This window comes from Actinophytocola sp. KF-1, from assembly GCF_054661535.1.
This window is the reverse complement of record NZ_BAAFVK010000007.1, coordinates 166,216-187,860: the sequence shown is the minus strand read 5'-3', so window position 1 is coordinate 187,860 and position 21,645 is coordinate 166,216. Positions and strand designations below refer to the sequence as shown.

Annotated in this window: 19 protein-coding genes, 1 tRNA gene and 1 pseudogene; 16 read left to right on the top strand and 5 right to left on the bottom strand. The window is 70.3% G+C overall.

Going from position 1 to position 21,645, the window contains the following annotated elements; translation table 11 throughout:
* The first annotated feature begins 125 nt into the window (after nt 1-125).
* Genes ACYQ77_RS22430 through ACYQ77_RS22410 form a run of 5 tightly spaced genes read left to right on the top strand, consistent with a single transcriptional unit; the run spans nt 126 to nt 5,535 of the window.
* Nucleotides 126-1,736, top strand: a complete 1,611-nt coding sequence (locus tag ACYQ77_RS22430) for an FtsK/SpoIIIE domain-containing protein (protein ID WP_459714336.1) — start codon at nt 126-128, stop codon at nt 1,734-1,736.
* A gap of 32 nt (nt 1,737-1,768) precedes the next feature.
* A complete protein-coding gene (locus ACYQ77_RS22425; RefSeq protein ID WP_459714334.1) occupies nt 1,769-2,254 on the top strand; it encodes a hypothetical protein in 486 nt (161 codons plus the stop codon).
* Nucleotides 2,254-3,873, top strand: coding sequence for a replication initiator (locus tag ACYQ77_RS22420; protein ID WP_459714332.1), 1,620 nt, complete (start codon nt 2,254-2,256; stop codon nt 3,871-3,873). Before ACYQ77_RS22425 ends, ACYQ77_RS22420 begins: the two co-directional genes overlap by 1 nt.
* A gap of 1 nt (nt 3,874) precedes the next feature.
* Complete coding sequence (locus ACYQ77_RS22415; RefSeq protein WP_459714330.1) at nt 3,875-4,078, top strand: helix-turn-helix transcriptional regulator; 204 nt, start codon at nt 3,875-3,877, stop codon at nt 4,076-4,078.
* Nucleotides 4,078-5,535 carry a tyrosine-type recombinase/integrase gene (locus ACYQ77_RS22410; protein ID WP_459714329.1) on the top strand — a complete coding sequence of 486 codons (1,458 nt, stop codon included), beginning with the start codon at nt 4,078-4,080 and terminating at the stop codon, nt 5,533-5,535. Before ACYQ77_RS22415 ends, ACYQ77_RS22410 begins: the two co-directional genes overlap by 1 nt.
* Before the next feature lie 55 nt (nt 5,536-5,590).
* Here the strand turns inward: ACYQ77_RS22410 and ACYQ77_RS22405 are convergent.
* Nucleotides 5,591-5,667, bottom strand: a tRNA-Leu gene (locus ACYQ77_RS22405).
* Between the two features lie 260 nt (nt 5,668-5,927).
* Between ACYQ77_RS22405 and ACYQ77_RS22400 the strand changes: the two genes are divergently transcribed.
* Nucleotides 5,928-6,536: an ANTAR domain-containing response regulator gene (locus ACYQ77_RS22400; protein WP_459714327.1), complete on the top strand. Its 609-nt coding sequence runs from the start codon at nt 5,928-5,930 to the stop codon at nt 6,534-6,536.
* On the opposite strand, the gene ACYQ77_RS22395 is transcribed toward ACYQ77_RS22400, so the two are convergent.
* Entirely contained in the window at nt 6,529-8,472 is a 1,944-nt protein-coding gene (locus ACYQ77_RS22395; protein ID WP_459714325.1) for a hypothetical protein, read from the bottom strand. The genes ACYQ77_RS22400 and ACYQ77_RS22395 overlap by 8 nt on opposite strands.
* Before the next feature lie 272 nt (nt 8,473-8,744).
* Between ACYQ77_RS22395 and ACYQ77_RS22390 the strand changes: the two genes are divergently transcribed.
* From ACYQ77_RS22390 to ACYQ77_RS22370, 5 genes are all read left to right on the top strand, one after another.
* Nucleotides 8,745-9,977: a branched-chain amino acid ABC transporter substrate-binding protein gene (locus tag ACYQ77_RS22390; RefSeq protein WP_459714323.1), complete on the top strand. Its 1,233-nt coding sequence runs from the start codon at nt 8,745-8,747 to the stop codon at nt 9,975-9,977.
* A gap of 86 nt (nt 9,978-10,063) precedes the next feature.
* Nucleotides 10,064-10,981, top strand: coding sequence for a branched-chain amino acid ABC transporter permease (locus ACYQ77_RS22385; RefSeq protein WP_459714321.1), 918 nt, complete (start codon nt 10,064-10,066; stop codon nt 10,979-10,981).
* Nucleotides 10,978-12,765 carry a branched-chain amino acid ABC transporter permease gene (locus tag ACYQ77_RS22380; RefSeq protein ID WP_459714319.1) on the top strand — a complete coding sequence of 596 codons (1,788 nt, stop codon included), beginning with the start codon at nt 10,978-10,980 and terminating at the stop codon, nt 12,763-12,765. Before ACYQ77_RS22385 ends, ACYQ77_RS22380 begins: the two co-directional genes overlap by 4 nt.
* Entirely contained in the window at nt 12,762-13,604 is an 843-nt protein-coding gene (locus ACYQ77_RS22375; protein WP_459714317.1) for an ABC transporter ATP-binding protein, read from the top strand. Before ACYQ77_RS22380 ends, ACYQ77_RS22375 begins: the two co-directional genes overlap by 4 nt.
* Entirely contained in the window at nt 13,601-14,314 is a 714-nt protein-coding gene (locus tag ACYQ77_RS22370) for an ABC transporter ATP-binding protein (protein ID WP_459714315.1), read from the top strand. The genes ACYQ77_RS22375 and ACYQ77_RS22370 overlap by 4 nt, the downstream gene beginning before the upstream one ends.
* A 50-nt stretch (nt 14,315-14,364) precedes the next feature.
* Here ACYQ77_RS22370 and ACYQ77_RS22365 read toward each other — a convergent pair whose 3' ends face one another.
* Nucleotides 14,365-14,790 (bottom strand): PaaI family thioesterase, encoded by a 426-nt coding sequence (locus tag ACYQ77_RS22365; RefSeq protein WP_459714314.1) that lies wholly within the window; start codon nt 14,788-14,790, stop codon nt 14,365-14,367.
* 138 nt (nt 14,791-14,928) lie between these two features.
* On the opposite strand from ACYQ77_RS22365, the gene polA reads away from it, so the two are divergent.
* The 5 genes and pseudogenes from polA to ACYQ77_RS22340 all read left to right on the top strand — a co-directional run bounded on the left by polA (nt 14,929) and on the right by ACYQ77_RS22340 (nt 19,903).
* On the top strand, nt 14,929-17,583 hold the full coding sequence (polA, locus tag ACYQ77_RS22360) for a DNA polymerase I (protein WP_459714912.1): 2,655 nt from the start codon (nt 14,929-14,931) through the stop codon (nt 17,581-17,583).
* A 566-nt stretch (nt 17,584-18,149) separates the two neighbouring features.
* A pseudogene (locus ACYQ77_RS22355) lies at nt 18,150-18,259 on the top strand (IS30 family transposase); the annotation flags it as partial.
* 200 nt (nt 18,260-18,459) lie between these two features.
* A complete protein-coding gene (locus ACYQ77_RS22350) occupies nt 18,460-18,873 on the top strand; it encodes a helix-turn-helix domain-containing protein (RefSeq protein ID WP_459714313.1) in 414 nt (137 codons plus the stop codon).
* A 9-nt stretch (nt 18,874-18,882) separates the two neighbouring features.
* A complete protein-coding gene (locus ACYQ77_RS22345; protein WP_459714312.1) occupies nt 18,883-19,326 on the top strand; it encodes a VOC family protein in 444 nt (147 codons plus the stop codon).
* 40 nt (nt 19,327-19,366) lie between these two features.
* Nucleotides 19,367-19,903 carry an NAD-dependent epimerase/dehydratase family protein gene (locus tag ACYQ77_RS22340; RefSeq protein ID WP_459714309.1) on the top strand — a complete coding sequence of 179 codons (537 nt, stop codon included), beginning with the start codon at nt 19,367-19,369 and terminating at the stop codon, nt 19,901-19,903.
* On the opposite strand, the gene ACYQ77_RS22335 is transcribed toward ACYQ77_RS22340, so the two are convergent.
* Nucleotides 19,900-21,105: a sialidase family protein gene (locus ACYQ77_RS22335; RefSeq protein WP_459714307.1), complete on the bottom strand. Its 1,206-nt coding sequence runs from the start codon at nt 21,103-21,105 to the stop codon at nt 19,900-19,902. The two genes, ACYQ77_RS22340 and ACYQ77_RS22335, sit on opposite strands and share 4 nt — an antisense overlap.
* Nucleotides 21,098-21,589, bottom strand: coding sequence for an RNA polymerase sigma factor (locus ACYQ77_RS22330; protein ID WP_459714305.1), 492 nt, complete (start codon nt 21,587-21,589; stop codon nt 21,098-21,100). The genes ACYQ77_RS22335 and ACYQ77_RS22330 overlap by 8 nt, the downstream gene beginning before the upstream one ends.
* Between the last annotated feature and the right edge of the window lie 56 nt (nt 21,590-21,645).

Genomic DNA, 21,645 nt, shown 5'->3' with positions numbered 1-21,645 from the left:
AGCGCGGGTTCGGCGCGGTGCGCGACCTGTAAGCGGTTCGCCCGGCTGTGGCCGGGAGAGGCCGACTGCGACCGCTGCCGAGGCGTCCTGCCCCTGGTGTTCGTCCCTGGGCGGGGTGAGCGCCGATGAGCGCCCAGTCGGTGATGTCGCTGGTGCTGGCCGGTGGCGGCCTGGCGCTGGTGGTGTGGGTGCTGCACAAGGTCGGGCGGGCGCTGGCGTCGATGGCTGAAGCCGTGCTCACGCTGGCGTCGCTCGCGGTCGCCGTGTGGCTGCTGGTCAAGGCCGTGTTCGTCATGATCAAGGCCGCGGTGACTCACCCGCGCACCTCGGCGACGGTGCTGGCGGTAGTCGGCTGGCTGGTGTGGTGGGGCTGGCCGTCGCTCGCCGCTGTGGTCGTCGTGACGGCGGGCGGTCTGTTGGTGTGGCGGTGGCGGCACCGGACGTCGTTCGAGATGTGGGCGGGGCGGTGGCTGCGGTCGTGGTGGCTGCGGTGGACGGTCTACGCGCGGAAGCTGCCGGGGTGGCTGCGGGCCTGCGGGCTGACGGTCGTCGACCCGGACCGGCCGACGGTGCTGGTGATGAGCCCGTTCGGCCGGAACCGCCGGCCGCGCCGCCAGGTCCGACCGCGCGTTGACCTGGTGCCTCGGGTGCTCGGGGTGCGGTCGGGGGCGTCGTGGGACGAGGTGCGTGTCCGGCTGGTGGCGGGGCAGAAGCCGGAGGACTTCGACGAGAAGGCACGGGAGCTGGCGGTGGCGCGCGGGGTGTCGCGTTGCCAGGTGCGGGAGCTGTCGCCGCGTGTGGTGTCGGTGGACTTTCAGCGCCGGAACCTGCTCCGCGAGGTCGTGTACTGCCGGGAGCTGGCGGGGCTGGTCGACGTGCCCGGCACCTCGATCGACCTTGACCGGGTGTGGAGCGGGCGCACCGAGTACGGCACCGACTGGCACCAGCCGCTCAAGGGCTCACACACTCTGCACGCCGGGGCGACGGGTGCGGGTAAGGGGGCGCAGATGTGGTGCCCGCTCGTCTCGATCGCCCCGGCCATCCGGGACGGCCTGGTGCGCGTGTCCGGGATCGACCCGAAGGGGATGGAACTCGCGTACGGGCGGCGGATCTTCCACCGCTACGCGGTCACCGGCAAGGACGCGCTCGCGCTGCTGGATGACCTGATCGAGGAGATGGAGCGGCGGAAGACGGAGTTCGCCGGTCGGCTCCGCTCGGTGCCCATCTCGCGGGACTTCCCGTTGGAGATTGTGGAGTTCGACGAGATCGGGGCGTTGATCCGCTACATCGGTGATCGCAAGCTGCGGGAGGCGATCACTGAGCGGGTGGCGCTGTTGACCACGCAGGGGCGGGCGTTGGCGTGCACAGTGCGCGGCTACGTCCAGGAGCCCACGAAGGACACCGTGCCCGTGCGGGAACTGTTCCCGCGCCGGATCTGTCTGCGCGTGGCTGCCAAGTCGCACGTGGGGATGGTGCTCGGCGACCAAGCGTACGAGCGGGGCGCGTGGGCGAACCGGATCGGCGAATCCGAGGCCGGTGTGGGCTACCTGTTCGGTGAGGGCATCCGTGAGCCCCTGCGCGTGCGCGGCGGCTGGGTGCCTGACGAGGTGATCAAAGAGCTGGAAGCCTTCGTCACCCGCGACCCCATGCCTTCCACCGTTCGTGGCGGCACGGTGCATGTCTTCCCCGGCCGTGGCGCGGTGTCCCACCGCAACGCACCCGACGGTGCTGCCTGAAACCCACTTGTCTTGAAAGGACTTCCCTTGCCATGAACACGCTTACGAACAAGACGGCCGCCGGTACCTCCGAGGAATTGATGTCCACTGTGGATGTCCTGATGCGAGCGTTCCGCGCGCACACGCACGGCCGGTGCCTGCCCGCGCCCGGTGTGCTCAGCTTCTCCCCGCTGGCACGGCGAATCGAGATCGAGCCCGACGGCAGGGACGACCTGGCGCGACAGCTCGCCAACCTGCTGCTGTGGGCGCACACGCTCACCGACGTGACCGCTGCCTGGACGCGGCTGGACTCCGGCCGCTTCCACGTCGCCGTCACCGGACGCACCACCATCGGCGCCCGCGTACGGGTCTACTGCCTCGGCCTGTTCACCGACTGCGTCGGACTCGTCGCGCTCGACCCCGGCCAGACCGACGGCGTGTCCCTCGACGAGCTGTACGCGCTCGCTTGCCTGCTTCGCGAGAACCAGCAGAACGGCGGCATGGTCGCCCGTGAGGGCGCGGGAAAGGGGGTGGCCTGATGACTACCGACATCCGCCAGGAGGTTCGGCCTGGGTCGCGGGCGGAACGGATGAGGCTGCCGCTGGCCTCGGACGTCATCGCGGCGACCGCTGAGCAGCACGGCGTGTGTGTCCGGCCGTTCACGATGGAGGTCGGCGACCTGGAGACCGGCGAACTCCGCTACGTGCCGGTCCCCTGCGGCTCGACCGTGGAGTCGGTCTGCGGGCCATGTGCGCGGAAGGCTCGGGCGCTGCGGATGGCCCAGTGCCGCGAGGGCTGGCACCTCGACGAGGAACCCGGCTTCACCCCGGACAAGCCCACCGACGAGCACACGGCGCTTCTCGAGTACCGCGCTGACCTCGTGGCCGCCTACCAGCAAGCCGCGGAACAGGGCGCGGCGGAAGCGGACGAGCTGCGCGACGAGATCCGCTCGGTGGACGAGGAACTTCGGCAACTCGGGATGCGCGGTCGCCTGCCCAACCCGGACGGCCCCGGCAGGCGGTCCCCGAAACGCTCGACCAAGCGGCGGCAGGACGCACCCGACCTGCCTCGTCGACGGGTCGAGAAGCGCACCGTGGGTCGCGAGTACGCCGGGCGGTTCCGGCCGTCCATGTTCGTCACCCTCACCCTCGACAGCTACGGCCGCGTCACCGACGACGGCACCCCCGTCGACTCGTCGACTTATGACTACCGGCGAGCGGCGCGGGACGCGGTGCACTTCGCCGCGCTGGTGGATCGGTGGTGGCAGAACCTGCGGCGCGTCGTCGGCTGGGACGTGCAGTACTTCGCCACCGTGGAACCGCAGAAGCGCTGCGCACCGCACCTGCACGCAGCTATCCGGGGGTCGGTGCCGCATGAGGTACTTCGGCAGGTCACCGCAGCCACCTACCACCAAGTGTGGTGGCCGCAGCATGACGAGCTGGTCTACGACGGCGACCACTTGCCGGTGTGGGACGGCGGCCGGTTCGTCGACCCCGACACCCGCCAACCCCTCACCTCCTGGCGCGACGCAGTGGACGCTGTGGAGGAACCGGCGCATGTGGTCACGTTCGGGCGGCAGGTGCACTCCAAGGGCATCCTCGGCGGCACCGAGGAAGCCGGACGGCACATCGGCTACCTGACCAAGTACCTCACCAAGTCCACTGGTGAGGTGATCGAGGCGGCCACCGATCGCCAACGGGCTCATCACGACCGGCTGCATGACGAGCTGCGGGTCACGCCGTGCTCGCCGCGTTGTGCCGTGTGGCTGCTCTACGGCATCGAACCCCTCGGCGCTTCGTCGCGGACTGCACCGGGGCACTGCAAGGGGCGTGCTCACCGGCGCACAACCCTGGGTCTGCCTGGTCGGCGGGTGCTCGTGTCGCGGAAGTGGTCGGGCAAGACGCTCGTCGACCACAAGGCCGACCGCCGCGCGTTCGTCCTGGAATCCCTCGCCGCTGTCGGCATCACCAAGACTGATCCCGACCCGGTCCGGTTGACCTGGCAGAAGGTCCCGCCCGGTGACCCGAATCTGCCGCCACGGGATCACCTGATCCTGCACGCGATCGCCGAACGCACCCGATGGAGAGCCGAGTACGACCGGGCGCTACTCGCGGCGAGTGCACCGGATCTTTCGGCAACTGAGGGGATGGCGGCCTGACATGGGGGAGAACAGGAACGTGGGGAGAGAACGGCATCTGACTATCGACGACGTGTGCGCGGATCTCGATATCGCTCGCTCGACGTTCTACGAGTGGCGGGCGAAGAAGCGTGCGCCGCGCTGTATCAAGCTGCCCAACGGCGACATCCGCATCCGACGTGAGGAGTACGAACGCTGGCTGAACTCCCATGAGGAGGCGGCCTGATGGCGTACTCCTACGACGTGAAGGTCTGGCAAATTCAGACGCGTTCGGGGAAGCGAGGCAAGAGCTACCGGCTGCCATGGAGCGTCGACAAAAGGCGGTTCTCAAAGGGATTCAGCACTTTCGCTCACGCGGACAGCTTCCGCTCGGACCTTATCGCTGCGTCTCGACGTGGAGAGGCGTTCGACGTCGACGAGGGTCTTCCCCTGTCGATGGTGCGTGAGAAGCAGGTCATGTCCTGGTTCGACTTCGCGGTCAAGTACATCGATATGAAGTGGCAGAGAGCAGCGGCAAAATCGCGTGCTGGCAACGCTGACGCGTTGGCGACGGTCACGCCGGTCATGTTCGCCACGGACAAGGGGAGGCCGGACGCTCGGGTTGTGCGCCAGGCGTTGACGGGCTGGGCGTTCAACACCAAGCGACGCGATGCGGCCAAGCCACCGGAGATCGAACGTGCCTTGAAATGGGTGGCCGCGCACACGCTGCCGGTGTCCCGGTTCGAGGACATCGCGATGTTGAGGAACGCGCTCGATGCGCTCGCGCTCAAGCTGGATGGCAAGCAGGCGGCGGCCAAGACGGTGACGCGGAAGAGGGCGGTTCTGTTCAACGCGCTCGACTACGCCGTCGAGATCAAGGCTCTCTCGGCGAACAACCTGCCTGCTGTGAAGTGGACAGCACCCAAGACAATGCGGGCGATCGACAAGCGGGTCGTCATCAACACGCGTCAGGCGGAACGGTTGCTGGCCGCGGTGGAGGCTCAGGTTGTCGACGGGCAGCCTCGGCGGTCCTCCGGGCCGATGCTGAAGGCGTTCTTCGCGGTCATGTACTACGCGGCGCTGCGGCCGGAGGAGGCCGCAATGCTGAGCAAGCCCGATCTTCAGCTCCCGGAGAGCGGATGGGGTGAGTTGCTGCTCTCCGAGACGGCTCCGATCGCCGGTGCCTCGTGGACCGACACGGGGGAGCGGCGGGACAGGAGGCAGCTCAAGCAGCGGGCCATCGGAGAGGTGCGGTCGGTCCCGTCGTCGCCTCCGCTGACCCGCATCCTGCACGAGCACCTGCGGCGGTTCGGAGTGGCGGCCGACGGGCGGCTGTTCCGCAACCTGGTCGGCGGGGATCTCGCCGAGTCGACGATCGCCCGGGTCTGGGACAAGGCGCGACGGGCGGCGCTGACCGAGGAGGAGTACGCCTCGCCGCTGGCTCGTCGGCCGTACGACCTCCGGCACGCCTGCGTGTCCACGTGGCTCGCGGCTGGTGTCCCGTCATCGCAGTGCGCCGAGTGGGCCGGTCACTCCGTGGCGGTGCTGCACCAGATCTACGCCAAGGTCATCAGCGGCCTGGAGGCGGCGGCCCACCGGCGTATCGAGGAGGCGCTGGGCTGGGAGCCCGAAACTCGGACACAAATAGGAGACAACTCGCCGGATTCGGCCGGGTCTGCCCGGACAGAGCCGGACAACGCATGATCCACCACGGGGGCATCATCGCAGGTCAAACGGCCTGGTCAGGCATGGTTTGCGGTGGTGCCCCCGGTGCGATTCGAACGCACACTGGACGGGTTTTGAATCCGTTGCCTCTGCCGGTTGGGCTACGGGGGCTTACGCGTGGCAAGACTTTACGGGATGCCCCGGCGCCGGGTCTTCAGGGTTCTCCCTCACAGACCCGTGACCGGCGAGCAGGCACGGAGCGTCACGGCCGGTCACGCGGCATTCCCGCAGGTGTGGTGCTCGTCATCCGTTCGGCGGCCGTGTGTTGCCGGGGCGTTAACGTTGTGCTGATCACGGCCTGTGTGCGGGTCTCCGACGGCCCTCCGCCGGTAGGCTGGAGGCTCAGACCGACTCGATTCAGGAGGACCCCGGTGACCGATCAGGCTGCCGAGGCCCAGTCCGTCCCGGCCGTGCAACGTAGTGTGCTCGTCGCGGAGGATGAGGCGCTCATTCGGCTCGACCTCGTGGAGATGCTCAAGGAAGAGGGCTACCACGTCGCCGGGGAGGCCGCTGATGGCGAGCAGGCCGTCGCGCTGGCCAAGGAACTGCGGCCCGACCTTGTGATCCTCGACGTGAAGATGCCGCGGATGGACGGCATCGACGCGGCGGCGCAGATCGCGGGGGAGCGGATCGCGCCCGTCGTGATCCTGACCGCGTTCTCGCAGCGGGACCTCGTCGAGCGGGCCCGGGAGGCCGGCGCGATGGCGTACCTGGTGAAGCCGTTCGCCAAGCACGACCTGGTGCCCGCGATCGAGCTGGCCGTCAGCCGCTTCTCCGAGCTGGCCGCGCTCGAGACCGAGGTGGCGACGCTCACCGAGCGGATGGAGACGCGGAAGCTCATCGAGCGTGCCAAGGGCCTGCTCATGACCAAGCAGGGCCTCTCGGAACCGGAGGCGTTCCGCTGGATCCAGCGCACCGCCATGGACCGGCGCGCCACGATGAAGTCCGTGGCCGAAGCGGTGGTCGAGAACATCACCTGACGGTGAAGTTCAGCACCGCCGACACCGGCCGCTCCTTGCCCGACATGGTGTACTCGCGCACCTCGAGCACGTGCGGGCCGCGGGCCATGCCGGGCAGGGCGATCGACAGCGCGTGCTGACCGCCGACGCCGGGCCCGTCCACCCTGGTCGGCACCCCGGCGATCAGCTCGCCGTCGAGCCACACCTCGAAACCCTGGACGCCGCCGACCGACCCGGTCTCCCACTGGTCGGTCGACGCGTCCAGGTTCACCTTCAGCACCATCTGGCCCGTCGGCGCCACCACGGCCGACGTCAGCGGGTCGCCCGCCGAGTTGGCCAGCACGGCGTCGACCGACGGCAGGCCGTCCGCGCCGCGCGGGCGGCCCGTCACCAGCTCCGGATCGGGTGGCTGCCACCCCGGCACCGGCGTGACCCGCAGATACGTCTCGACCAGGCGGACCTGCCGCGTCGCACCCGGCGCGCGCAGCACGAACGGGGTGATCGACGTGCTGCCCTTCGTGCCGAGCAGGGCCGCGGGCACGTCCGCGGCCACGGTGAGCGCCGCGCCGTCGACCGCCGACGGTGACGCCACCACCGGCCGCGCGGGCACCCGCAGGTCACCCATCTGCACGACCACCCCGCGCGGGTCCATGCCGTCCGCGACCACCAGGGTCGCCACCAGCGTCGCCGCCCGCGCCGGCTCCAGCGGCGTGCGCGCGATGCCGACCTGCGGGGACGGCTCGGCCAGGTCCAGCACCCGCTGCGTCCCCGCCGTCACCGGCACGTCCACGACCCCGGGCACCGCGGCGGCCGGTCCCGTGAACCCCGCGCCCGTCAGGTGCACCCGCGACCGCCGCCGCTCCGGGCCGCGGAACCCCAGCAGCACCGACGCCGACCGCCACGACGGCACCACGCCGGCCACCGCCACCAGCAGCCCGTCCTGGTAGACCCGCAACCCCGACGTCGTCAGCACGACCTCGAACAGGTGCGCCACGTACGGCCCGCGCACCGGCGCCGACAACACCTCCAGCCGCTGCGGCGCCACGGCAGGCACGTCCGGCGCCGCGCTCACGTGCACGCCGGCGTCGTCGACGCCCACGCGGATCGTGCCGCCGGGCAGCGCGTCGTCCCTCGGCGGGAAGCGGTCCGCGCGCTGGCGGTCCGCGCCGACCCGGTCGACGGGGCCCGGTGCGAGCGTGATCGTCAGCTCCCCGCCGGTGCCCGCGGTGTCCGTGCGCACCGCGACCCTGCCCAGCTCACCGGACGGTGTCGGCGCGGTCAGCGTCATCGGCTGCTTCGCCCGCAGCACGGCCAGGTCGGCGCCGCAGCCCAGCTCGATCGGCAGGCCCCGGCCCCGCTCGGTCACCACGTCGACGCAGCCGCGGTACCCGGACAGGTGCCAGCGGTCGTCGTAGACGGACGGGTCGGCGAAGTCGTCGTACAGCCCGGTCAGCGGCGTCGTCCAGCCGGTGGCCGGCTCGCCGGGCGTGCCGGTGGCCCGCGCGGGCCGCGACCGCTGCCCGAACGCGTCGACCGTCCGCACCTCGACGACGTGCTCGCGGTCGTTCGTGAGCCCCTCGAGCCGCACGTCGGGGGTCGCGACGAGCCGGGTGCCGAAGTCGCGGTCGCTGCCGTTGCCGTTCGACGGCCGCCAGCGGACCTCGTAGCCGGCCGCGCCCGCCGGGACCTGACCGCCGGGCAGCGCGTCCGCCCACGCCACCCGCAGCGCGTCCCGTTCCGGTTCGGTGACGACCAGGGCGGGCGGGGCGGGATCGTCCCCCGGCGCGGGCAGCACCACGTTGTCCGCCGCGAACCGCTCGACCGTCACGGGCTTGGGTTTGTCGTCACTCTCCGTGTCGCTGCTATGGGGGTCCTCGGTAGCACGGAGAGTGACCACGGCTGCCGCGATCAACGCGATGGCGCCGAGCCAGATGAACAGTCGCCTCCTGGTGGGCACCAACGCAGATTAGGGTCGGCAGGTACCTGCCAGGGGGTCCGTTGCGAAGTTGAGATCGTGTTACCGCGCCATGACCGGAAGGTCCTGGTTCGTCCGGTGAGCGGACACGGACGGTCAGTTTCGTTGCAGTCTGGTCACGAGCGCCCTTGGGACGTGACTAAGACTGCGCTCGGTTACTAGGTTCCGGCCAGCCCTCCGACATGGACGAGGGCAGGGTTCGGCATGCTATGCGGCAACACGCCGGACGGAAATGCGGAGAAGGGACACGTCACGTGCGAAACCAGACGGTGAAAGCCGCGGCTGTCGTGGCAGCGGGCTTGCTGCTGCTGTCGGCTTGCGGCACGAACAAGGAGGAAGGCGGCTCTGGTGGTGGCGGGAGCAACCAGTCCTGCGACACCAGCAAGGGCACGCTGACCCTCGGCGTGATCGCGCCGCTGAGTGGTGAGCTTTCGGCACTGGGCAAGGGCATCGAGCACTCCGCCGACCTCGCGGTCAAGCAGGCCAACGAGAAGTGCACGGTCAAGGGTTACAAGCTGGCCCTCCAGGCCGAGGACGACCAGAAGACCCCGCAGCTCGGTGCGCAGGCCGCGACGAAGCTCGCGTCGACCCCGGACGTCGTCGGCGTGGTGTCCACGCTGAACTCCTCGGTGTCCCAGAGCGTGCAGCCCATCCTGGACCAGGCGGGCATCCTGCAGATCTCGCCCGCGAACACCGCGGACTCGCTGACCAAGGGCGAGGACCCGGCCAACCCGAAGCGGCCGTACAAGACGTACTTCCGCACCTGCACGGTCGACTCGCTCCAGGGCCCGTACGCGGCGAACTACCTGGTCAAGGAGACCGGCAAGAAGAAGATCGCGATCATCACCGACGGTCTGACCTACGGTGAGGGCCTCGCGGACTCGTTCACGACCCAGGCGGAGAAGAACGGCGCGCAGATCGTCACCCGCCAGAAGATCGGTGAGAAGGACACGGACTTCTCGTCCGTCATCGCGGCGGTCAAGCCGTTCGCGCCGGACGCCATCTACTACGGCGGCCAGTACCCGCAGGCGGGCCCGCTGTCGAAGCAGTTCGCCGCGGCCGGCCTGAACGTCCCCGTCATGGGCGGCGACGGCATCTTCGACGACCAGTACATCGCGCTGGGCGGCAAGGACGGCGACCTCGCGACGTCGGTCGGCGCCCCGACCGAGGAGCTGGCGAGCGCGAAGGCCTTCGTGGACGCCTACGGGAAGGCCGGCTACAAGGAGGGCTTCTCCGCGTACGGTGCGTTCTCCTACGACGCCGCGAACGTGATCATCGCGTCGGTGGCCGAGGCCGTCGGCGACGGCGAGTGGTCCGAGGACCTGCGCTCGAAGGTCGTCGAGGCTGCCCAGAACTACAAGGGCGACGGCGCCACCGGCGAGATCGCGTTCGACGAGAACGGCGACAGCACCAACACCGTGCTGACCGTCTACCAGGTCACCGGCGGCAAGTGGAAGTCGGTCAAGACCGGGAAGTTCGAGGGCTGATCCACGGGTTCGTAGATCTATCCATCGATGAGTGACGCGACGGCGGGGGTGGGCCGAGCCCACCCCCGCCGCCTGTGGAGGTAGATGTGACGACCCTGTTACAGCAGATAGTCAACGGGCTCGTACTGGGCGCGACGATCGGTCTGATCGCCCTGGGCTACACGATGGTGTACGGCATCATCCAGCTGATCAACTTCGCCCACGGCGAGGTGTTCATGGTCGGCGCGTTCGGCGGTCTCGCCGTGTACCGGTGGGTGCTGCCCGAGAGCGTGCGCGGCGACTGGTACATCTCGCTGCCCGCGATGCTGGTCGGCGGCGTGATCGTGGCCGTGGTGATCGCGGTGCTCATGGAGCGCTTCGCGTACCGGCCATTACGCAACGCACCAAGACTCGCGCCACTGATCACCGCCCTCGGTGTGTCGGTGGCGCTCCAGGAAGCCGTCCGCCTGTGGTACCCGGACGCGGACGCCGCGCAGCCGTTCCCCAGGGTGTTCATCGACACGCAGATCAAGATGGGCGACATCGAGATCTCGGCGTCCGGCCTGCTGCTGATCGTCGTGTCGATCGTGCTGTCGGTGCTGCTGCAGACCTACATCAGCCAGTCCAGGATGGGCCGCGCGATGCGCGCGACCTCCCAGGACCGCGACACCGCGCGGCTGATGGGGGTGAACCCGGACCGGGTGATCGTCCTGACGTTCATCCTCGGTGCGGCGCTCGCGGGCATCGCCGGTGTCCTGTACGGCTCCTACATCACCAACGTGGACAACTCCATCGGCTTCCAGAACGGCATCTTCGCGTTCACCGCGGCGGTGCTCGGCGGCATCGGCAGCCTCCGCGGCGCGGTGATCGGCGCGTTCATCATCGGCCTGATCAAGGCGCTCGGCGGCCAGTACCTGCCGGGCGGCACCCAGTACGACTACGTGTGGATCTTCGTGGTCCTCATCCTCGTGCTGGTGTTCCGGCCGCAGGGTCTGTTCGGTGAGGCGGAAAGGGTGCGCGCATGAGCAAGCTCTCGGGCGTGATCCCGCCCGCTCTCGCCCGGCCCGCGACGGCCGTCGGCGGACTCCTGCTGCTGGTGGCGGCGATGCTGCCGTGGGCGACGTTCCTGCTGAACGACGGGCCGTACCCGGAGAAGTCGACGCTGCAGTTCTTCGACGCGCCGTTCGAGCTCACCGGGTTCCGCTGGCACCTGCTGCTGTTCGGCATCGCGGCGCTCGTCGTCACGTTCGTCGCGGTGCCCGGCAAGGGGCGGGTGCTCCGCGCGCTCGGCTGGGGCGGTCTCGCGATCTCCGCGGTCAACGCCGTCTTCATCGCCTCCGAGGGCGGCGGGGTCGGCGCGATCACGGCGGCGGACGGCAACTTCGCGTTCGCCAGCATCGTCGGCATCATCGCGGGCGTGCTGCTGATCCTCGGCGGCGCAGCCACCGGGATCACCGACATCCCGGATCTCACCGGGAAGCTGTTCGGGATGACCGGCTGGGGCGGCAGGCTCGCCGCGTGGGCCGTGCTCGCGGTGGCGTTCGCGGGTGTGCTCTACATGGTGTCGCTGACGCTGACCGCGGGCGGCATCGGTGGCGCCGCGTTCCCGTACGCCGGCCCGATCTTCCTGGCGTTCCTCGGGTTCGCGGGCGGTCTGCTCGGCGCGCTGCACGGCATGGGTGTCACGCGGCTGATCTCCCAGCTGTCGGAGCGGCACCGGGCGTTCAGCATCGTGGTGCTGCTGGTGTGCGCGTTCGCGCTGCCGTTCACCGAGGCGGGCAACTCGTACTGGATGCGGGTGGCGGCCACGATCGGCGTGTACGCGGTCACCGCGATCGGCCTGAACATCGTGGTCGGCCTCGCCGGCCTGCTGGACCTCGGCTACGTGGCGTTCCTCGGCATCGGCGCGTTCGTCGCGGCGAACCTGTCCGGCGCGACGGCGGCGGAGTTCGACATCGAGCTGCCGTTCCCGGTGGCGGCGCTGATCGCCGCGGTCGTGGCGGGCATCTTCGGCGCCATCGTCGGCTCGCCGACACTGCGGGTCCGCGGCGACTACCTGGCGATCGTGACCCTGGCGTTCGGTGAGATCTTCTACCGGTCCGCGCTGAACGACGTCGGTGGCCTCACCAACGGGTCGAACTCGATCCCCGGCATCCCGCCGGTGGAGCTGTTCGGCACGCAGTTCAACGAGGCCATCAACCTGTTCGGTGTGAAGCTGCCGACGGGCGTGCTGTACTACTTCCTCATCGTGCTCGTGGTCGGCCTGATCATGGCGGTGTTCGCGAACCTCAAGAACAGCCGCATCGGCCGGGCGTGGATCGCGATCCGCGAGGACGAGGACGCCGCCCGTGCGATGGGCATCCGGACCGGCAAGGCCAAGATCCTCGCGTTCCTCGTCGGCGCCACGGTGGCCGGTCTCGCCGGCGCGATCTTCGCGCACAACCTGGGCACCGCGTCGGCGGAGAGCTTCCGGTTCCTCGAGTCGGTGACGCTGCTCGCGGCGGTCATCCTCGGTGGCATGGGCACGATCCCGGGCGCGGTGCTCGGCGCGTCGCTGCTGTTCGTGCTGCCGGAGAAGCTGCGCGAGTTCGACGACTACCGGTTGCTCGTCTTCGGCCTCGCGCTGGTGTTCATCATGCGGTTCCGCCCGCAGGGCCTGGTGCCGGACCGGCACCGGCGGGCCGAGCTGGCCGGTGAGACCGCGGAGGGCAAGTCCATCGAGAGCGAAGAGGAACAGCTGGTGCTCGAACAGGAGCAGGCTGAACACACCATGCAGCTCCCCGCGGTGGGTAAGGAGGACCGGGCATGAGCGCGGCACAGCATCGCGCGACCGAACCGGTGCTCGAGGCCACCGGCGTGACGATGATCTTCGGTGGTCTGACGGCGCTCAACGACGTGTCGCTCCAGCTCACCGAGGGCAAGATCGTCGGGCTGATCGGGCCGAACGGCGCGGGCAAGACCACGCTGTTCAACTGCCTGACCGGGCTGTACACGCCGACGCGGGGCGCGGTGCGGCTGCGCGGGAACACGCTGCCGTCCGACCCGGCCAAGGTCACCTCGGCGGGGATCGCGCGGACGTTCCAGAACATCCGCCTGTTCCCGAACATGACCGTGCTGGAGAACGTGCTGGTCGGCAGGCACATCCGGATGCGCCAGGGCCCGCTGGCCTCGGTGTTCCACGGCCCGGTGTTCCGCAGGGGCGAGGCGGCGGCCAGGGCGAAGGCGCGCGAGCTGCTCGAGTTCGTCGGGCTGCGCGGCGCCGAGGACGAGGTCGCCCGCAACCTGCCCTACGGCGACCAGCGGCGGCTCGAGATCGCCCGCGCGCTGGCCACCGAGCCGGACGTGCTGCTGCTCGACGAGCCGACCGCGGGCATGAACCCGCAGGAGACCGAGGCCGCCCGGCAGCTGATCTTCCGGATCAGGGACACCGGCATCTCGGTCGTGGTCATCGAGCACGACACGAAGTTCATCTTCTCGCTGTGCGACTCGGTGTCCGTGCTCGTGCAGGGCGAGGTGCTGGTGGAGGGCTCACCGGAGACGGTCCGCGACGACCCGCGCGTGATCGAGGCCTACCTCGGCAAGCCGCGCGAGGAGGTCGAGGCGGACGTCGCCGAGGCCGCCGCTCAGCAGCACAGGGAGGACGCGTGACCGCTCTTCTGGAAGTCGACGAGCTGAGCGTCGCCTACGGCGCGATCGAGGCCGTCCGCAACGTGTCGTTCGTGGTCGAGGAGGGGCAGATCGTCTGCCTCATCGGTGCGAACGGCGCGGGCAAGACCACCACGCTGCGGACGATCTCGGGGCTGCTGCGCCCGAGGGCCGGGGACATCCGGTTCGAGGGCAGGTCGATCGTCAAGGAACCCGCGCACGTCATCCTCAGCCGCGGCATCGCGCACTCGCCGGAGGGCAGGCGCGTGTTCGCCAGGATGACCGTGGAGGAGAACCTCCTGCTCGGCGCGTACACCCGCAAGGACGAGTCCGGCGTGCGCGCCGACATGAACCGGGTGTACGAGCTGTTCCCCGTGCTGGGGGAGCGGCGCACGCAGAAGGCGGGCCTGTTCTCCGGCGGTGAGCAGCAGATGCTGGCGATCGGGCGGGCGATGATGTCCAAGCCGCGCCTGCTGATGCTGGACGAGCCGTCGATGGGCCTGTCGCCGATCATGACACAGCTCATCTTCGACACGATCTCCGAGCTGCAGCAGCAGGGCACGACGATCCTGCTGGTCGAGCAGAACGCGCTGGCCGCGCTGGCGCTGTCGGACCGGGGTTACGTCGTGGACCTCGGCCAGACCACGCTCGAGGGCCCCGGCAACGACCTGCTCGCCGACGAGCGCGTGCGGGCCGCCTACCTGGGTCAGTAGCACTGTGAGACGGACGCGCCCCCGGGGAACTCCCCGGGGGCGCCGTCGTGTCAGGAACCGGGTGCCGCGTCGCGCAGCACGCAGGTCAGGCGGGCCGTGCAGGTCCGCTTGCCGTCCTCGTCGGTGATCACGATCTCGAACGTGGACGTCGACCGGCCGGTGTGGAGCGGCGTCGCGACCCCGGTGACCAGGCCCTTCGTGGCGGCCCGGTGGTGGGTGCAGGACAGCTCCAGCCCGACGGCGACCCGGCCCTCCGGCGCGTTGAGCGCGGCCGCGACCGACCCGATGGTCTCCGCGAGCGTGGCGTTCGCGCCGCCGTGCAGCAGCCCGTACGGCTGGAGGTTCCCGGCGACCGGCATCGTGGCGACGACCCGCTTGGGATCCCACTCGGTGATCTCGATGCCCATCTTCGTCGGCAGGAACTGGTCCGCCAGGTCGTACCGGATGCCCGGCAGGTTGTCGGGGAAGGTGTTCACACGCACTCCTCGCTGGTCAGTAGGGGCCCGCCGGGAATTGTCGGTCCCCCACCCTAGACTCGCCGTGTGCCTGAGACGCCCGCCACAGAACCTGTCAAGACCTCCGAGCGCCGGTTGCTGCTCATCGACGGCCACTCGATGGCCTACCGGGCGTTCTACGCGCTGAAGGAAGCCAACCTGGTCACCAAGACCGGGCAGCACACCGAAGGTGTCTACGGCTTCACCTCGATGCTCATCAACCTGCTCCGCGACGAGGCGCCCACGCACGTCGCGGTGTGCTTCGACGTCTCCCGCCAGACGTTCCGCAGCGAGCAGTACGCCGAGTACAAGGCCAACCGGTCCGCCACCCCGGACGAGTTCAAGGGCCAGATCAGCCTCATCCAGGACGTGCTGACCACGCTCGCCATCCCGTTCCTGTCGAAGGACGGCTACGAGGCGGACGACCTGATCGCGACGCTCACCACGCAGGCCGTCGCCGACGGGTACGAGGTGCTCATCTGTACCGGCGACCGGGACGCGTTCCAGCTGGTCAACGACCACGTCACGGTGATCTACCCGACCAGGGGCGTGTCGGCCGTCTCGCGCATGGACCCCGAGGCCGTGCACGCCAAGACGGGGGTGCGTCCCGACCAGTACGCCGACTTCGCGGCGCTGCGCGGCGACCCGTCGGACAACCTGCCGAAGATCCCGGGCGTCGGCGAGAAGACCGTGGCGAAGTGGATCAACCAGTTCGGGTCGCTGAACGAGCTGGTGGACCGGGTCGACGAGGTCAAGGGCAAGGCGGGCGACGCGCTGCGCGATCAGCTGTCGAGCGTGCTGATGAACCGGCAGCTCACCGAGCTGGTGCGGGACGTGGCGCTGGACGTGCGCCCGGACGACCTGGCGCGCCGCCAGTGGGACCGCGACGCCGTGCACCGGCTGTTCGACGACCTGGAGTTCCGGGTGCTGCGCGACCGGCTGTTCGGCGAGCTGACCACGGCCGAGCCGGAGGCCGACCACGGGTTCGAGGTGTCCGGCGGCGCGTACGAGGCGGGCGGGCTCGGCGCGTGGCTGTCGGCGAACGCGCCGTCGGGCGGACGGGTGGGACTGTCGTTCCAGCTGGGCTCGACCGGTGTCGCGGGCGAGTCGGTGGAGCTGCGGTCGGTGGCGGTCGCGAAGGCCGACGGCACCGGCGTGTACGTCGACGTCACCACCTTGGGCGAATCCGACGAGCAGGCGCTCGCGGCGTGGCTCGCGGACGAGTCGGTGGCGAAGCTGACCTACGACGTCAAGCCGGCACTGCACGCGATCCGGCACCGCGGGTGGACGCTCGGCGGGCTGGCGACCGACACGCAGCTCGTGGCGTACCTGGTCCGGCCGGGACAGCGGTCGTTCGCGCTGGACGACCTCGTGCTGCGGTACCTGAAGCGGGAACTGCGGGTCGAGCAGCAGCCGGAGGAGCGGCAGCTGTCGCTGCTGGACGGCATCGAGGGCGACGACGCGAAGATCGCCGAGGGCGAGATCGTGCGGGCGCGCGCCATCGCCGAGCTGGCCGACGCGCTGGCGACCGCGCTGGCGGAGACCGGTCAGACGAACCTGCTCACCGACATCGAGCTGCCGCTGCTGAAGGTGCTGGCCGACCTGGAGGCGGTCGGCATCGCGGTCGACACCCAGCAGCTGGCGTCACTGGAGGCGCACTTCGCGTCGCGGGTGAAACACGCCGAGCAGGAGGCGTTCGCCGTCATCGGCAAGGAGATCAACCTCGGTTCGCCGAAGCAGCTGCAGGTGGTGCTGTTCGACGAGCTGCAGATGCCGAAGACCAAGCGCACCAAGACCGGCTACACCACCGACGCCGACGCGCTGACCGGGCTGTTCGAGCAGACGGAGCACCCGTTCCTGGCGCACCTGCTGGAACACCGCGACGCGACCCGCCTGAAGATCACGGTCGAGGGCCTGATCAAGTCGGTGTCCGACGACGGCCGCATCCACACCACGTACAGCCAGACGATCGCGGCGACCGGGCGCCTGTCGTCGACGGAGCCGAACCTGCAGAACGTGCCGATCCGCACCGACGAGGGCAGGACCATCCGCGACACGTTCATCGTCGGCGACGGCTTCGACGAGCTGATGACCGCGGACTACAGCCAGATCGAGATGCGGATCATGGCGCACCTCTCCGGCGACGAGGCGCTGATCGAGGCCTTCAACTCGGGCTTCGACTTCCACGCCGCCACGGCCGCCCGCGTGTTCTCGGTGGAACCGACCGAGGTCACGGGCGCCCAGCGCGCCAAGATCAAGGCGATGAACTACGGCTTGGCGTACGGCCTGTCCGCGTACGGCCTGTCCCAGCAGCTGCGGATCTCCACCGAGGAGGCCCGCGAGCTGATGGAGGAGTACTTCGCCCGGTTCGGCGGCGTCCGCGACTACCTGCAGGAGATCGTGGCGAAGGCCCGCAAGGACGGCTACACGTCCACGATCTTCGGCCGCCGCCGCTACCTGCCCGACCTCACGTCGGACAACCGGCAGCGGCGCGAGATGGCGGAGCGCATGGCCCTGAACGCCCCGATCCAGGGCAGCGCCGCGGACATCATCAAGGTCGCGATGCTGAACGTGCACCGCGAACTGCGCGACGCCGGGCTGAAGACACGCATGCTGCTGCAGGTCCACGACGAACTCGTGCTGGAGGTCTGCAACCCGGAACGCACGGCCGCGGAGGAGCTGGTGCGCAAGGGCATGGGCTCCGCCTACAAACTGGACGTACCGCTGGACGTCTCGGTCGGCTTCGGCCGCTCGTGGAACGCGGCCGCCCACTGACGGTTCCCTGGCTGTGGGCCGGGCACGCAGCGCCTGGTTGTGCGGACACCGCCCGCTGGGCCCGGGTACTGCCCGGCCCGGCCGGTCGTGTCCGGAAAGGCGCGTTCATGTCGCCTGATGACCTGAACGCGCCTTTCAGGACGGCGCGTTGTCCTGAACGCGCGGCGGTTTCATCGGGTGGTTGCAACGTCCTTGGTTGTTGGAGTTGTGATTGCTGGGTTGTCGGGTGGGGTGTGCGTCGTATCGGACGGAGTTGATGGTGGGGGTGTCGGGTGAGACGGCTCGGCGGTGGTTCGCGCAGACTGGTGGGGTGATCGGTGGCGCGCCCCGCCGGTTGAGTGGCCGGTTCCCTGTCGTTGGTTGAGGGGGAGGAGATCTTCCGCGGTCTGGTCGCCGGTGTTCGTGTCGGCGGCCGGGAGTAGTACCGGGCGGTCCAGGCCGGTCTGGCTGCCCGGGCGCGGGCGCGGCGCCCGAACCGGCGAAGCCGGCTGCTTGCCTGCGGTCCGGCCGTTGCGGAACCGCAACGGTAGGCCGCCCGCCAGCCCCGGATCCCCGGCATGATCCACATCAGTGAACGCCCGGCCGAAGCCGGGGACCGGGCGTGCCCGGCCCATTGGGAAGTGACCTGATCTTCGGGAAGGCGAACCGGTCCGCGATCGGCACCCTGGTGGAGCAGCTGCGCCAGTCGCTGACCTGAACATCCACACCGCCGAGCACCTGGACGCGGTCGCTGCCGAACCGACGGCAGACACACCCTCGGCTGGCCCACCCCAGCCCCATCACTCAACCGCGTACTCCGCGGACGATCCCCCCGTTGCACCCACAACACGAAACCGCCCTTCAGGACGCGGCGGTTGCGGGCGCTACCGTTGCCGCGTGTCTGTCTCCCAGGTCGTGCACCTGCGCCGGGCGCGGGACGTCATGGACGCGCGGTACTCGGAACCGCTCGACCTCGACGTGCTCGCGGCCGTGGCGGGCTACTCGCGCTTCCACTTCGCGCGGGAGTTCCGGCACGCCTTCGGGGAGACGCCCGCCGCGTACCTGAGCCGGCGCCGGGTCGAGCGGGCCAAGGACCTGCTCGCCCACGCGAACCTCACCGTCACCGAGGTGTGCATGGTCGTCGGGTTCTCCTCGCTCGGCTCGTTCTCCCGGCGGTTCCGCGCGCTGGTGGGGCGCTCGCCCGGCGAGTACCAGCGGCAGGCCGCGCCGCCCGCGATCCCCGGCTGCATCGCGATGACGTGGGGGCGACCAGCAAGCGCGGACAAGCGCGCGGACGGCCCCCGGTCCTAGCGTTGCCGCATGATCAGAACGCTGACACACACCACCGTCTACGTGCTCGACCAGGACTCGGCCAAGGACTTCTACACCGAGAAGCTCGGGTTCGCGCTGAGCCAGGACCTCGTGATGGGCGACGGTTTCGACGGCGCGGGCCAGGGCTTCCGCTGGTTGACCGTCACCCCGCCCGGGCAGCCGGACGTGCAGTTCATCCTCGCCGACTGCCGGATGGGGCACGCACCGGAGCACGCCGAGACCATCCGGGAGCTCGTCGCCAAGGGGGCGATGGGCAGCGCGGTCCTCGCCACCGACGACTGCCGCGGCACCTTCGAGGAGCTGTCCGCGCGCGGGGTCGTGTTCCTCACCGAACCCACCGAGCGGCCCTACGGCATCGAGGCCACCTTCCGCGACGACTCCGGCAACGTCTACAGCCTCACCCAGGCGCTGTGGCGGGCGGAAAAGCAGTAGACGCCGGTAATCTGGGGGCCCGTCGATCAGCGGAGGCCGGATGACCGCGCGTCGCGCCCTTGTTCTCGGTGGCACCGGCATGCTCGCGGGCGTGGCGGCCGCGTTGCTCGACGACGGGTGGCACGTCGTCCTCCCCAGCAGGCGAAGACCAGCCATGCCGACCACCAACGGGCACGCGGCGAGCTGGGTGAAGGCCGACTGGACCGAACCCGCGGAGCTCGTCGCCACCGTGTCCGAGGCCCTCGACGGGCCCGCCGACCTGCTGGTCGCGTGGGTGCACCGCGAGGTCCGGGTCTCCGTCCTCCGCGCCGTCGCGCCGCTGCTGGCCGCCGGGGCGCCGGTCGTCGAGGTGCACGGGAGCGCGTCGGCCAACCCGCTGGGCGGCTGCCCCGACCCCGTGCTCCCCGACCACCCCACGCAACAGGTGGTGCTCGGGTACGTCCGGCACGCCGGACGTACCCGCTGGCTCACCCACGACGAGGTGTCCGCGGGCGTGCTGGACGCCGTGCACCGCGCGCTCGACGGCAAGCCCCCGCACGTGCACCAGGTCGGCGAGTTCCGCGGCGTGACGCACTAGCGGATCTCGAAGTTCCGCCAGGTCAGCCCGTCCGTCGACACGGCGTACGCGTGCGGTCCGCGTTTCGCGACGTAACCGCCCCGCGTCCACTGGACCTCGCCCGGCACCCGCAGCAGGGACTTCATGAACGTGCTGCCGTCGGCGCTCTCGTAGGTCCCGGTGGCGGCCGAGTACACGAGCAGCCTGCCGTCGTCGGTGGCCACGGGGGAGCCGAGCATCGCCTGCAGCACCGTCGCCAGGGTCGCCCGCCACGTGTTCGTCCAGGTCACGCCGCCGTCCGTGCTGCGGTACACGGCCAGCAGGCCGAACGGGCCCTTCGCGATCGATCCCTGCAGCGTCGCGTACATGACCCCGTCGTTCTCGACCACCGCCCACGGGTCGATCATCCCGGGCTCGCCCGGCAGCGACAGCTGGGTCGTCTGCCAGCTCCGGCCGCCGTCGGAGGACACCGAGATCGCCCAGCGCCCGCTCGACCGCGCCACGCCCGCCGCCCACAACCGGCCGCCCTCGGTCGCCGACCTGCCGATCACGGGTTCGATGAGCGGCGGCTGCGCCGGGGCGGGCGCCACCCGTTCCGGGTCGCGGGACACCGTGCCGACCCCCATGCGGCACCCCGCCGCGTCCTGGTCGTCGCCGACGCACACGGGCTGGAGCCACGCCCCGTCGGGGATGGGCGCGGGCGCCGCCGGCGAACCCGCCGAGGCGGCGTGCCACGTGCGGCCCCCGTCGTCGCTGACGACGCGTGCCCACTGCTCCTGCTCGGTCACCCGGTTGAGCATCACCCGCTCCGGTCCGAGCACGGTGACGTCACCCAGCGAGTACCGCTCGTCCCCGTCCGGCAGTTCCCGGCGCTGCCAGGTCCGGCCACCGTCGGCGGTCGCGAACAGCGCCAGGGCGCACGAGCCTTCGGGCTCCGGGCAGTCGCTGCCCAGCGCGTACCCGTGGTCGCGGTCGGCGAAGTCCAGCTGGAAGGTCATCGACGCGGGCAGCGGCGGCTTGGCAGGCCGCTGGTCACCGGGCAGCGAGCGCAGCAGCGGCACCGCCACGCTGACCGCGACGACCGCCGCGACCGCGCCGATCTGCATGCGCCGCCGCGTGGTCCGCTGCCGGGCTCGGGCGGTGACGTGCGCCAGCTCCGGCGGCGTGATCGACTCTCGCAGGTCGTCGCGCAGGGCCGCGAGCTTCGCGTCCAGCTCAGACATGGTCCACCTCCGTGCGCAGGCGTTCGGCCAGCGCGGCGCGTGCGCGCGACAGCCGCGACTTCACCGTGCCGACCGGCGCGTCGAGCACCGCCGCGACCTCGTCCACGGGCAGGTCGGCGAGGTAGTGCAGCACCACGACCGCCCGGTGGTCCGGGCTGAGCGTCCTGATCGCGTCGTGCAGGTCGAGGTGCTCGCCGGGTGGGGTCACGTCGGGTGGCGGCTCGGCCTCGTGCCTGCGCAGGATGCGGTCGAGCGTCGCCCTGCGCCGGTACCGCCTGCGCGCGAGGTTGACCACCACGGTCCGCAGCCACGCCTCCGGGCTGTCCGTGCGCGAGACCTTGCCGCGCCTGCCGTAGGCGATCGCGAACGCCTCCTGGGTGATCTCCTCGGCGGTGCCGAGGTCACCCGTCATGCCGTACGCGGTCAGCACCAGGCGCCGGTAGGACCCCTGGTACAGCTGCGCGAACCACGTCTCGTCAGCCATCGCGCCCCCATGTTCCGTCCTCACCGTGCAAGAGGCACGACCGGCGGACCAGGTTC